Origin of the sequence: Bradyrhizobium sp. 21 (genome assembly GCF_023073335.1) — a bacterium.
Classification (GTDB): domain Bacteria; phylum Pseudomonadota; class Alphaproteobacteria; order Rhizobiales; family Xanthobacteraceae; genus Bradyrhizobium.
In genome coordinates this window covers 1-11,783 of sequence record NZ_JADPJG010000021.1, presented here as the reverse complement: position 1 = coordinate 11,783, position 11,783 = coordinate 1, and the positions used below count along the sequence as shown (strand labels likewise).

The 11,783-nt window shown below is 65.7% G+C and carries 12 protein-coding genes; 7 read left to right on the top strand and 5 right to left on the bottom strand.

What is annotated here, in order from left to right:
* Positions 1–2: 2 nt before the first annotated feature.
* Genes IVB31_RS20230 through IVB31_RS20220 form a run of 3 tightly spaced genes read right to left on the bottom strand, consistent with a single transcriptional unit; the run spans position 3 to position 4,755 of the window.
* Positions 3–2,816 carry a DUF4159 domain-containing protein gene (locus IVB31_RS20230; protein WP_247325684.1) on the bottom strand — a complete coding sequence of 938 codons (2,814 nt, stop codon included), beginning with the start codon at positions 2,814–2,816 and terminating at the stop codon, positions 3–5.
* On the bottom strand, positions 2,813–3,757 hold the full coding sequence (locus IVB31_RS20225; RefSeq protein ID WP_247325681.1) for a DUF58 domain-containing protein: 945 nt from the start codon (positions 3,755–3,757) through the stop codon (positions 2,813–2,815). The genes IVB31_RS20230 and IVB31_RS20225 overlap by 4 nt, the downstream gene beginning before the upstream one ends.
* Positions 3,757–4,755, bottom strand: a complete 999-nt coding sequence (locus tag IVB31_RS20220) for a MoxR family ATPase (protein ID WP_247325679.1) — start codon at positions 4,753–4,755, stop codon at positions 3,757–3,759. The genes IVB31_RS20225 and IVB31_RS20220 overlap by 1 nt, the downstream gene beginning before the upstream one ends.
* 291 nt (positions 4,756–5,046) lie before the next feature.
* On the opposite strand from IVB31_RS20220, the gene IVB31_RS20215 reads away from it, so the two are divergent.
* From IVB31_RS20215 to IVB31_RS20190, 6 genes are all read left to right on the top strand, one after another.
* On the top strand, positions 5,047–5,658 hold the full coding sequence (locus tag IVB31_RS20215) for a DUF1285 domain-containing protein (protein ID WP_247325677.1): 612 nt from the start codon (positions 5,047–5,049) through the stop codon (positions 5,656–5,658).
* The gene (locus IVB31_RS20210) at positions 5,655–6,326 is read left to right on the top strand and encodes a CoA pyrophosphatase (protein WP_247325675.1); all 672 of its coding nucleotides are present in this window, start codon (positions 5,655–5,657) and stop codon (positions 6,324–6,326) included. Before IVB31_RS20215 ends, IVB31_RS20210 begins: the two co-directional genes overlap by 4 nt.
* Positions 6,323–6,586, top strand: coding sequence for a DUF6111 family protein (locus tag IVB31_RS20205; protein ID WP_247325673.1), 264 nt, complete (start codon positions 6,323–6,325; stop codon positions 6,584–6,586). The genes IVB31_RS20210 and IVB31_RS20205 overlap by 4 nt, the downstream gene beginning before the upstream one ends.
* A gap of 10 nt (positions 6,587–6,596) precedes the next feature.
* Positions 6,597–7,853, top strand: coding sequence for a CCA tRNA nucleotidyltransferase (locus tag IVB31_RS20200; RefSeq protein ID WP_247325670.1), 1,257 nt, complete (start codon positions 6,597–6,599; stop codon positions 7,851–7,853).
* Positions 7,850–8,617 carry a TSUP family transporter gene (locus IVB31_RS20195; protein ID WP_247325668.1) on the top strand — a complete coding sequence of 256 codons (768 nt, stop codon included), beginning with the start codon at positions 7,850–7,852 and terminating at the stop codon, positions 8,615–8,617. The genes IVB31_RS20200 and IVB31_RS20195 overlap by 4 nt, the downstream gene beginning before the upstream one ends.
* Positions 8,618–8,956: 339 nt before the next feature.
* Positions 8,957–10,318, top strand: a complete 1,362-nt coding sequence (locus IVB31_RS20190; RefSeq protein WP_247325666.1) for a tetratricopeptide repeat protein — start codon at positions 8,957–8,959, stop codon at positions 10,316–10,318.
* 223 nt (positions 10,319–10,541) lie between these two features.
* On the opposite strand, the gene IVB31_RS20185 is transcribed toward IVB31_RS20190, so the two are convergent.
* Both IVB31_RS20185 and IVB31_RS20180 read right to left on the bottom strand, forming a co-directional pair.
* The gene (locus tag IVB31_RS20185; protein WP_247325663.1) at positions 10,542–10,817 is read right to left on the bottom strand and encodes a hypothetical protein; all 276 of its coding nucleotides are present in this window, start codon (positions 10,815–10,817) and stop codon (positions 10,542–10,544) included.
* Between the two features lie 38 nt (positions 10,818–10,855).
* Entirely contained in the window at positions 10,856–11,287 is a 432-nt protein-coding gene (locus IVB31_RS20180) for a pyridoxamine 5'-phosphate oxidase family protein (protein WP_247325658.1), read from the bottom strand.
* Positions 11,288–11,449: 162 nt separating this feature from the next.
* Between IVB31_RS20180 and IVB31_RS20175 the strand changes: the two genes are divergently transcribed.
* A complete protein-coding gene (locus IVB31_RS20175) occupies positions 11,450–11,728 on the top strand; it encodes a hypothetical protein (protein WP_247325639.1) in 279 nt (92 codons plus the stop codon).
* Positions 11,729–11,783 lie beyond the last annotated feature (55 nt).

The window sequence follows — 11,783 nt, the reverse complement described above, 5'->3', positions numbered from 1 at the left end:
TCCTATTGCCCCAGCCGTTCAATCAACGCCGGTGCGTGCACCTGGTCGGCCTTGTAGTTGCCGGTCAGCGTGTACATCACGATGTTGGCGCCCGCGCGGTAGGCGAATTCGCGCTGGCGGAGGTCGCCGCCTGTCATCGGCAGCATGGACTGGCCGTCGGGCCGCACGGCCCAGGCGCCGGCAAGATCGTTCGAGGTGATGATGATCGGCGAGACGCCGTCGCCGCCGCGCGCCGGCCGCTGCGCGCTCTCGTCCTCGTCGTCGCGCGGCAGGGTCTCGACCCAGGTCTGGCCGGTGCTGAAGCGGCCGGGGAAGTCGCGCAGGAGATAGAAGGTCTTGGTCAGCACGTGCTCGCGCGGCACCGGCTCCAGCTCGGGCACGTCGAGCGAAGACAGGATCTCGCGCAGCGTCTGCATGGCGGGGGTCTGCGCCGCGCCGTTTGCGCCGGGCGATGCTTCGATCGCGTCGCGGGTGTCGAACAGCACGGTCCCGCCCTGCTTCATGTAGGCGTCGATCTTGTTGATGGCATCCTGCGGCGGCTTGGGCGCGCCCGGCACGATCGGCCAGTAGATCAGCGGGAAGAAGGCGAGCTCGTCGCGCGCCGGATCGATGCCGACGGGGTCGCCGGCCTCGAGCGCGGTGCGCTGCGCCAGGAACAGGGTCAGTCCTGATAACCCCGCCTTGACGATGGAATCGACGTCGGCATTGCCGGTGACGACATAGGCGAGACGGGTCTGCGACACCGCCTTCATCGCGAACTCGTCGGAGGCGCTGTCCGCGTGCGACGGCGTGGGCACGAACGAGGCGAGGCCTGCGAGCGCCAGTCCGAAGACGATCATCGCCGGTGCGGCGCGGCGGCGCAGCAGCGCGGCGATGCCGCCGCCGAGCACCGCGACGATAATGGCGTCGATCAGGAACAGCGCCAGTGCCGTCGAGAGCAGCCAGCCGCGCAGGTCGCGCGGCTCGGCATTGGTGTAGGTGGCGTGCCGGGCGCGCAGGCCCGCGGTGTTCAGGGCTGCGATGCGGTCGGCGCTAGCAAGCGTGTTCACGGCGAGCGGTCCTTCTGCCGGACCGTAGAAGCCGGGCGGATGATCGGGTGTGGCGCGGTCGCGATAATCCGCGGGCAGCGGCTTGGCGGCGGCCGGCGGCGGGCCGAAGGCGCCGAAGCCGTCCATGATGTGCAGCGGCGCCACCGTCTCGGCGGTCGCCTCGCCGGCAACGCCTGCGCCCGGCTTGGCGGTGTAGCCGGACATGTCGACGACCCGCCGCAGGATTTCGACGAAGGTGCCCGACATCGGCAGATCCGACCAGCGCATGTCGGCGCTGACGTGGAACAGGCTGACCACGCCCTTGCCGCGATGTTCGCCGGTGACGAGCGGCGTGCCGTCTTCCAGCGAGGCCCAGCTCTTGGTGGCGAGCACGGCGTCGGGCTCGGCCAGCACCTGGCGGTTTATGGTGACGTCCTTGGGGACCACGACGCCGGCAAACGGACCGTCGGCCGCAAAGGAGGCCAGATGCTGCGGCTTCTCCCAGGTCAGGCTGCCGCCAAGCGTTCGGCCGCCCTTGCGCAGTTTCACCGGGACGAGATCGTCCTCGGCCTGCGCCAGCCTTGGACCTGCGAACCGCACCAGCACGCCGCCCTGGTCGATCCAGCCATTGAGGCGCTCGCGGATTTCAGGGGCGATGGTGCCGACATCGGCGAGAATGATCATCGGCAGTTTCTGGTCGAGAAACTGCGTGATGCCCTGCTGCGGCGAGCCCTTGTCGGCCAGCCGCACGTCGGCAAACGGCGCCAGCGCGCGGGTAAGATAGAAGGTCGGCGCCAGCAGCGGCTGCGCGGTCTCGCTGGTCGCGCCCGAGACGATGCCGATGGCGCGGCGGCGCCAGCGCTTGTCGAGCAGCTGCACCGCGCCGGCGGAGCGCTCGCCGGCAATTTCAAGCCGCGTGATGTCGTTGCGCAGCTCGACCGGCAGATCGAACGCAGCTTCGGTTTCCTTGTCCTGCGGGCCGAACGAAAAACGCGCTTCGCCGATCGGCGAGGCCTTCTGGTCCAGCGCGCGCACGGTGCCGATGGCGGCGCCGCTGTCGGCCCGCAGCACCTTCACCGTCATCCTGGCGGCGGCGTTCTCGGCCGCGACCAGGGCCAGCGGCGAGGAGGTGCCGCCTTCGAACACGGTCAGGCTGCGATCGCCGATGGTCTTGCCGAGGCCAGCCACGAATTCCTCGCCGCGACCGGTGTCGACGCCATCGGAGAGCCAGGCGATCTCGCAATCGCCGGTCGCTTTCAGGAAGCGATCGATTGCGGTCAGGGTCTCGACGCGGTCGATCGAATAGGGCTTTGGCGTGAGCTGCCGCAGCGCGACGCGCGCGGGGCCGGCCGGCATCAGCGTGATGTCGCGGTTCGGCTCGGACAGCGGCACCAGCGCGATCGCGCGGCGGTCGTTGTCGGCATTTACGATCAGCTCGTCGGCGGCCCTGATCCGGATGTCCCAGTTCGATGCCGCGCTCCAGCCGTCGTCGAACATGATCATCAGCGGCGCCTTGCTGGAGGCGAGGCCTGTCTGCGGATTCCAGACCGGGCCGGCGGCGGCGAAAATGACGAGCGCGGCAGCCAGGAGGCGCAATGCGGTCAGCCACCACGGCGTCCGCGCGGGCGTCTCCTCGCGCGGTGCGATGTCGAACAGCAGGCGCGTCGGCGGAAACTCGATGCGGCGCGGCCGTGGCGGCATCACGCGCAGCAGCCACCAAAGCACGGGCAGGCTCACGAGGCCAATCAACAGCAGCGGTTCGGTGAAAGCGAGCGGCAGTCCCATCATGCGGCGGGCCCCGCCTTGATCGTCGTGGTGCGGGCGCCCGACTTGCTCACCTGCATGCCGGCATGCAGGAACAGCAACAGCTCGGCAGATGAGCGGTCGGTGGCGTGTGTCGCGAACAGCCAGTCGAGCTTGTTGGTCTCGGCGCGGATCTGGTCGCGGTGCAGCGCGAGCCGCGTGGTGTAATCCTGCGCCCAGCTCTCGGCGCGGCCGGCGGTGATCACGCCGAAGCCCTCGGGCTCGACGAACTCGACGCGTCCGGAATAAGGAAACGATTCTTCGGCGGGATCGACGACCTGCACCAGCGTGCCATGCGCGCCCGAGCCGGACAGTCCCGCGAGCGTCGCCCTGATCTCCGCGATCGGCGACCAGAAATCCGACAGCACGATCGTCTCGGCGAGCGCCGCGGGCACGAAGGACGGCGGCAGGCTCAGCCGGTCGGCGCCGTCATGCAGCATCGCCTGCGCCATCTTGTCGATGACGCTGCGGCTGGCGGTCGGCGCCATCAGCCCGGGAATGCCGACGCGTTCGCCGCCGGAGACCAGCAGCTCGGCCAGCGCGAAAGCGACGATCAGCGTGCGCTCGAGCTTGGACTCGCGCGCGGTCTTCGAGGCGAACGCCATCGAGGGCGAGCGATCCGGCCAGATCCAGACCGTGTGCGAGGCTTCCCATTCGAGCTCGCGGACATAGAGATGGTCGTCGCGCGCGGAGCGGCGCCAGTCGACATTCTGCGCCGGCTCGCCGGAGACGAAACGGCGGTATTGCCAGAAATTCTCGCCGGAGCCGGCGCGGCGGCGGCCGTGCAGGCCGTGGATGACGTTGGCGGCGATACGGCGGGCCTCGAGCACCAGGCGCGGCAGCGAAGCGGCGAGCGTACGGCTTTCGCCATCGGCACGTCGGATCGCGATGATCTCCTTCGCTGCGTGCCCGTTCTCTGCGGCCATCAACCGATCCGTGTCTTCAATTGCCGGATCATTTCCGGAATCGTGCGGCCTTCGGCGCGTGCCTGGAACGTCAGCGCCATGCGGTGCTTCAGCACGGGCTCGGCGAGGTCGAGCACGTCGTCGATCGAGGGCGCGAGGCGTCCGTCGATCAGCGCGCGTGCGCGCACCGCGAGCATCAAGGATTGGCTGGCGCGCGGGCCCGGTCCCCAGGCGATGAACTTGCCGGTCTCGCCGCTCTCCGGCCCGGGACGGGCCGAACGCACCAGCGACAGGATCGCCTCCACCACGGAATCGCCGACCGGCAGGCGCCGGATCAGCCGCTGTGCGGTGATGAGCGCATCCGCGGTCATCGATCCCCGCGCCAGCGTCTCATCGGCGCCGGTGGTCTCGAACAGGATGCGGCGCTCGGCGTCGCGATCGGGATAGTCGACGTCGATCTCCATCAGGAAACGGTCGAGCTGCGCTTCGGGCAGCGGATAGGTGCCTTCCTGCTCGAGCGGGTTCTGGGTCGCGAGCACGTGGAACGGCTTCGGCAGATCGTGACGCGCGCCGGCAACGGTGATGTGCTGCTCCTGCATCGCCTGCAGCAGCGCCGACTGCGTGCGCGGGCTGGCGCGGTTGATCTCGTCGGCCATCAGCAGTTGCGCGAAGACGGGGCCAGAGATGAAGCGGAAGGCACGCTTGCCGGCGGTGCTCTCGTCCAGCACTTCGGCGCCGAGAATGTCCGACGGCATCAGGTCGGGCGTGAACTGGATGCGCTTGGCATCGAGCCCGAGCGTGATGCCGAGCGTCTCGACCAGCTTGGTCTTGGCGAGACCGGGGACGCCGATCAGGAGCGCATGGCCGCCGGAGAGGATGGTGACCAGCGTGTTCTCGATCACGCGGTCCTGGCCGAAGATGACGGACGCGATGGCATCCTTTGCCGCGCGAATCTGGCTCGACACCTGCTCGGCCGAACGGACGATCCCGTCTTCGAGCTTCTCGACACTCTCCGCCATCCGTTAGCTCCTTCAGCCTGCCATGCAGCTCGCTTGTCTCGTCATGTCATCGCGTCGTCTGGTCGATACCCGTCGAGTCAACGCTTGGGCCCTATGCTAGACTTGCAGGAAGGCCATGTATTCGTTGAATTAACCTATCCCCACCTTATCGGCTTAGGGCTATGTAGGGCATCACGAAGTGGCGACCTCCACACCGGGCTAATCCGGGGTGGAACCGCGCACCGACATACAACGTAGACTTACAAGTTAGACTTGCACCAAACGTGCCAAATGACAGAGTCAGGGCAAACCATGGCGAACCAAGGGCAGAGCGCCGATCGCGGTCTCGAGGGGCTAACTGCCGCCGCCAAAAGTGCTGCGGATGCCGAAGGCGCCAAAAAGGGCCTGCCTCCGGTGCATCTGTGGAATCCGCCGTTTTGCGGCGATCTCGACATCCGAATCGCTTCCGACGGGACTTGGTTCTACATGGGGACGCCAATCGGCCGTCATGCCTTGGTTCGCCTGTTCTCGACCATCCTCAAGCGTGAAGGCGACAAGCATTTCCTCGTCACGCCCGTGGAGAAGGTCGGCATTCGCGTCGATGACGCGCCGTTCATGGCGGTCGAGATGCAGACGGACGGCGAGGGCAGCCATCGCGTGCTCCGCTTCCGCACCAATGTCGACGACTGGGTCACCTGCGACGCCGCGCACCGGCTGCGCTTCGAGCAGGGCGAGGGCGGCGGGCTGACGCCATACTTGCACGTCCGCGCCGAGCTCTGGGCCAAGGTCACCCGCGCGCTCTATTACGATCTGGTTGACATGGGTGAGGAGCGGATGGTCGATGGCCAGCCGATGTTCGGCGTCGAATCGGCCGGCGAATTCTTCGCCATGGCCGATGCGGAGCAGGTGAGGGCCGCGCTTTGAACAAGCCTATCCTGAGGAACGATCCCGCCACGTTCGGAGCGGCCGATTTCTTCGCCCGCTCCACGGCGCGATTGGGCTTCGACGTTCCGCCCGGCCTTTACGATCCCAACATCATTCCGGCCTCGGGCGATCCCGGCACCGACAAGATGCTCGAGATCATCGCGCGCGAGCAGCCGGTGCGGCCGGCCGCGGTTTTGATAGCGGTGGTCGATCATCCCGAGCCGACCATCCTGCTGACGCAGCGCTCGGCGCATCTGAACGACCATGCCGGCCAGATCGCCTTTCCCGGCGGCAAGATCGACGCGACCGATGCCTCGCCGCTCGATGCGGCGCTGCGCGAGGCCGAGGAGGAGGTCGGGCTGTCGCGCGACTTCGTCGAGCCGCTCGGCTATCTCGATCTCTACGGCACCGCGTTCGGCTTCCGCATCCTGCCGACGGTCGCCAGGGTGCGGCCGGGCTTCGAGCTGACGATCAACCATTCCGAGGTTGATGATGCGTTCGAAGTGCCGCTGTCCTTTCTGATGAACCCGGCCAACCACCAGGTGCACAGCAAGGAATTCCGCGGCATGGAGCGGTCCTACTACGCGATGCCGTTTGCGGAGCGCTACATCTGGGGTGCGACGGCCGGAATGCTGCGCGTGCTGTATGAGCGGATCTATTCGTCATGATCCGGCCGGTTCTGACCGAGATCGGAATCTTCCTCGTTCCCTTCGTCGTCTATGCGTTGTTTCTGGCCGCCACCCGGTCCGGACTGTTCGTGCAGTCGTCATGGCCGATCACCGTCGTCGCGCGCCTGGCCCTGGCGGCGCTCGTGCTGGTCATCGCGGGGTTGATCGGCCTGGCGCATTTCTCCGGCGCCGCGCCGAACTCGACCTACGTTCCCGCCCATGTCGTGAACGGCAAGCTCGTGCCGGGCGCGGAAAAATAGGGGCTGGACGATGAGCGCGGAGCCGATACTTGCCGATGTGCCCTGGCTGACTTCGGGCGGGACCGCGCGCGTGCTGGAGCTGCTCAACGCGGATGGCGAGGAGGCGCGCGTGGTCGGCGGCGCCGTCCGCAACGCGCTGCTCGGTCTCGTGCCCGGCGACATCGACATCGCGACCACGGCGCGCCCCGACGAGGTGGTGCGGCGCGCCAAAGCTGCCGGCATCAAGAGCGTGCCGACCGGCATCGACCACGGCACCGTCACGCTGGTCATCGACAGCCAGCCTTACGAAGTCACGACGCTGCGCGAGGACACCGAAACCTTCGGCCGCAAGGCCAAGGTCGCGTTCGGCCGCGACTGGGTGAAGGACGCCGAGCGCCGCGACTTCACCATGAACGGGCTCTCGGTCGATGCCACAGGCGTCGTCTACGATTACGTCGGAGGCGTCGCGGATGCCAGGGCGCGCCGCGTGCGCTTCATCGGCGATCCCGACCAGCGCATCGCCGAGGATTTCCTGCGCATCCTGCGCTTCTTCCGCATCCACGCCGCCTTCGGCGCCGGGATGCCCGACCGCGATGGCTATCTCGCCTGCATCCGCGGCCGCGCCGGCCTTGCCAGCCTCTCGGCCGAGCGGCTGCGCATGGAGATGCTGAAGCTGCTGGTCGCTCACGGCGCATCCGCAGCCGTGCTGGCGATGGCCGAGGGCGGATTGCTGCAGGCGCTGACCGGTGGCGTCGCCTATACCGGGCCGCTCGCGGCGATGATCGCGATCGAGCGCGAGCTTGGCCTGCCGGCAAGCAGTACGCGGCGGCTCGCCGCGCTCACGGTCGCCGTGACCGAAGATGCCAAGCGCGTCGCCACGCGATTGAGGCTCTCCAACGCGGAAACCAAGGCGCTGGATTCGATGGGGCACCGCTGGTGGCGCTTGACGACCAAGGACGAAGCCGATGCGCGGCGGCTACTCTACCGGCTCGGTGCGGACAGCTATCACGATCGCGTGTTGCTGGGCTGGGCGAGAGCCGGCGGTGACGTCGGCTCGTCGCGATGGCGTGCCCTCGCGGAGCTGCCGCAGCGCTGGACTGCGCCGAAATTTCCGCTTCGCGCCGCCGACTTCATCGCGCGCGGCGTGGCGGAAGGGCCCGCGCTCGGACATGTGTTGACGCTCGCCGAGGACGCTTGGCTTGCGGCGGATTTTCCCCTAGAGGAAGCCGCACTCGCTTCCATCGCCGATCAAGCTGCGGCCCGAATCAGCCGCGACGAGAGAACGTGACTATCGTCTCAGGCTTCGCCGACATCTCGATCTTTCAGCTTCTGCTGGTCGCGTTGATGGCGTTGTTTGCTTCGATCATCGGTGGTCTCGCCGGCTACGGCACCGGCGCCCTGATGCCGCTGGTGCTGGTGCCGCTGGTCGGCGCCGAGCCCGTGGTGCCGATCATCGCGATCTCCGCGATCTTCACCAATTCGAGCCGCACGCTTGCATATCTGCGTTACGCCGATCGCCGCCGCGCGCTGATCGTGCTCGCCTGTGCCGCGCTGACGACAGCGCTCGGCGCCTACGGCTACACGCGGCTGACCAATGCCGGCGCAGCGCTGGTGATCGGCACCATGCTGATCCTGAGCGTGCCGCTGCGCCGCGTGCTCCGCGCCCGCAAGGTCAAGATCGGCGACACGGGTCTTGCCGCCGGCTCCGTCGGCTACGGCGTGCTGGTCGGCGGCACCTCGGGCTCCGGCGTGATCCTGCTCTCGCTGCTGATGGCTGCGGGACTCGAGGGCGCCGCCGTGATCGCGACCGATGCGATGATCTCGCTCGGCACCGGCCTCATCAAGATCTCGGTGTTCGGCCTCGCCGGCGCCGTGACCGCACAGGTGCTCGCGTTCGCGCTGCTGATCGGCGGGATAGCGATCCCCGGCGCGTTCCTGGCCAAGGCGTTCGTCGAGCGGATGCCGGTGCATATCCACACGGTGATCCTCGACGTCGCGGTGGTTACGGGGGGGATGGTGATGATTTCGGCGGCGGCGAGGCAACTCGTGTGATAGACGATCGCGGCCCGGCGCTTGCCACGATTCCATCCATACGGCGGAAATCGCCCAAGGCGAAGATACAGTCGTGTCCGCCTGCCATTTGGGCAGTCGACCAGAACTCGCGGAAATGAATTGTAGCGACCGTAACATCCCCTGCATGGCCGCCGTAGGGGTCTCTGGGAATGCCCGTCTCGCGTATCTGGAATGCACCTGAACAATGCTCGCGCTCGGGCGGGACCGGTCGGGGTACAACCCGCTTCCTGGTTCTTTAAGACTGAATGGGGAGTTGGGATGAACAGCGAGACAGTTGGAGAGCCTGCAAATTCGGCACGGCTCTCACTGGACAGGGCAATGCAATTCCATGTCGCCGGCAATTGGGAACGCGCCGAGCAGCACTATCTGGAGGTGTTGTTAGACGATTATCGCAGCGCGGATGTGCTCCCGCTCCTAGCAGGTGTGGTTGCGGCACGCGGACAGATCGATCGCGCCATCTATTACTGGGACGCGCTGCTTTCGATCGAGCCGCATCACCTTAATGCCCTGGCTGCCAAGGGTGGGCTGCTCCACAGGACCGGGCGTTTGGCCGAGGCGCTGAGCTGTTTTGAAATCGCGACCGGCTTGGCTCCCCACAATGCGCTCATCCGCAACAATCTCGCCGTTGCACTGGCCGATAGCGGGCGAAAGGATGAAGCGATCATCGAGTTCGGCCATGTTCTTCGGCTTCAGCCCGACAATGTCAACGCCTACCACCAATTGCGCCGGTTGTCGTCCGCGATCGTTCCCTTCTGGCACATCCCCATGATGAACGACACGCGGCGCAACGATTGTTTCGAACGGGCGATCCGTCGGGCGCTGGCAATCCGCGGCTCGAGCGCGCAAATCCTCGACATCGGCACGGGCAGCGGGTTGCTGTCGATGATGGCGGCGCGCGAAGGCGCCACCAGCATCGTCACCTGCGAAGCGGTTCCGGCCATAGCGCGCGTTGCGCAAGAGATCGTCGCCGAAAACGGATATGGCGAACAGATCACGGTTATCGGCAGATCCTCGACGGGTCTTTCCGTCGGCGAGGACATCCCGAGGAAAGCCGACATCCTGATCTCCGAGATCCTGTCCAGCGATCTCCTGGCCGAGGATGTGTTGAGCACGTTTGAAGATGCGCGGCGCCGGCTGATTGCCGAAGATGCGATCGTCATTCCAAAGGCGGCAACGGCTATGGGTTGCCTTGTGGCAAGCGAAACGCTCGCCGCCTACAGCAATGTTAAAATGGCGTCCGGCTTCGACGTTTCGCGGTTCAACAGCCTCGCGCCGCTGCGCTTGCCCATCCATGGGACGATGACCGAATGGTCAAGGCTTTCGAACGATTTCGAAATCGCATCACTGGATTTGACGTCTGCCGGGCATGAACCGGAACTGCGGGCCGTCTCGATCCCCGTGATCGCTTCCGGAACCGCCGTGGGTGTCGTTCAATGGATGCATGTCGACCTGATCGACGATGTCGTCTTCACCAACCATCCAGACGACTATCATGATGGCGGCTGGCTCCAGGTGCTCCATGTTTTGCCGAGCCCAATGCCCGTCGAGCCGGGGTCGGTCGTGGATTTTCTTCTGGGCCATGACAGGTCCACCCTCATCGTGCTCCCGGCCAGCTTCGCATCCCAGCCGATCAAAAACCAAGCCTACGGGGAACGCGAAGATGGCGCGCATGGCACATGAGCAAGACCACCCGACGCTTGCACTCGGCATCTTCTTCACTGACCCAGGCGCTGCCCGCGCATTTTCCCGAATTGCGCAGATTATGCAGTCCAGTGCATTAAATTAGCTAGCCGTCGCCATCCTGCGGGGCTCCGCGGCCTTGGTCGACGCTTGGCGGACACCGCGATTGAGTGCACTGTCCTGTAATCCCCGGGCTCGGCCCTATCGGTTTTTCGGTACAGCTTCACGACAGAAATGTACTGAGCTCATAGACGGCGACAGCCGTTCCGAGACAGCGTCGCCAGGGATTGACACCGCGGACGATCTCGTCGGCGGCCCAGACCAGAAGTCCGCCTTTGACGACAGCCGCAAAGGCGACGCTGACTTGCCCTGACGAGGGCCAAATCCAGAGCAGAACGGCCGCCACGATCACGATCCACAGAACGAGATTGGGCCACTGGGCGATCGTGATGGCGCCCGTTTCGCGATTGCGGAAAAACCAGTTCAGGATCTTGCGCACAATCGCGGCTCCGTCGGCAGCCTCGAGGCCGTGTCCGCTCAGAGCTCGACATCGCCCTCTTCGCGCCCTGCCCAATAGGTCGCGCGGTTAGCTCTAACCTTGATCAGGACGATGCCTGGCGTATCGACGCCCTTGTCGAACCACTTGTCGAGATCGCTCGTCCAGTGCTGCTGGAAGGCCGCCTTGTCCCGGATCAGTTCGGCAGTGCCTTCGACGGCCACGTAGATCCCCTTCGAGAACAGGCCCGCCTCGGACGAGAATCCGAGCGCCACCTTCGGATTTCGCTGGATATCCGATACGGTCCGGGCCTTTTCGTAGGTGAAATAATAGGAGGTGCCGTCGTAATCGACGTCGCCATTGTTGCTCATGGGCCGGTTGGCGATCTCGCCTGTCTCGGTGTGGGTCGAAAGAATGGCGATGTCGATGCCGGCCATTTCCTTTGCGATCTCGGCGAGCGATTTCGTTGACATGAACTTTCCTCCGGTGAGACAAGAGCAACGGCGGGATCGGGCCCATGTTCCTCCTGGGCCATGGCGGAAAGCGCTGTCGTTTGCTTGCGTCGTGCGCAAACTTTAATATCGTCGATGGTCCGACGCCTTTTCTGGCGACCCATCTTCTCAGGAGCCAACGCTATGAACGCGATCTCAGCGCCCGGCGGGATCAATCGCCCTCCAGGGAAGATCGACATCCCGTCCGCCTGGCAAGGCGCTGAGATGAAGGCCAATCCTGATCGATGGCTGATATCGCTTGGGGCCAGCGAGATCGCGGAACTCGAGAACGCGGCTGAATCCTTTCTTGGCAAAAGCAAGAAAATCGCAGAGATCACGCGGGAAAGCTTCCGCTTCCCCGTCTCGGCGGGCACTTGGAAGACCTCAAGACAAAGCTTCTGGTCGGTCTGGCGATTACGGTGACACCCATTAGCCGGCCGTTCGTCAAGTGGCGCAGATCTTTTTTTTGGCAGCGCGA

Bases quoted from the DNA above. Each gene is read 5' to 3' on its own strand.
- IVB31_RS20205 (WP_247325673.1), top strand. From the start codon at position 6,323: ATGATCCGGCCGGTTCTGACCGAGATCGGAATCTTCCTCGTTCCCTTC.
- IVB31_RS20175 (WP_247325639.1), top strand. From the start codon at position 11,450: ATGAACGCGATCTCAGCGCCCGGCGGGATCAATCGCCCTCCAGGGAAG.
- IVB31_RS20215 (WP_247325677.1), top strand. From the start codon at position 5,047: ATGGCGAACCAAGGGCAGAGCGCCGATCGCGGTCTCGAGGGGCTAACT.
- IVB31_RS20180 (WP_247325658.1), bottom strand. From the start codon at position 11,287: ATGTCAACGAAATCGCTCGCCGAGATCGCAAAGGAAATGGCCGGCATC.
- IVB31_RS20230 (WP_247325684.1), bottom strand. From the start codon at position 2,816: ATGATGGGACTGCCGCTCGCTTTCACCGAACCGCTGCTGTTGATTGGC.
- IVB31_RS20190 (WP_247325666.1), top strand. From the start codon at position 8,957: ATGCAATTCCATGTCGCCGGCAATTGGGAACGCGCCGAGCAGCACTAT.
- IVB31_RS20220 (WP_247325679.1), bottom strand. From the start codon at position 4,755: ATGGCGGAGAGTGTCGAGAAGCTCGAAGACGGGATCGTCCGTTCGGCC.
- IVB31_RS20225 (WP_247325681.1), bottom strand. From the start codon at position 3,757: ATGGCCGCAGAGAACGGGCACGCAGCGAAGGAGATCATCGCGATCCGA.
- IVB31_RS20200 (WP_247325670.1), top strand. From the start codon at position 6,597: ATGAGCGCGGAGCCGATACTTGCCGATGTGCCCTGGCTGACTTCGGGC.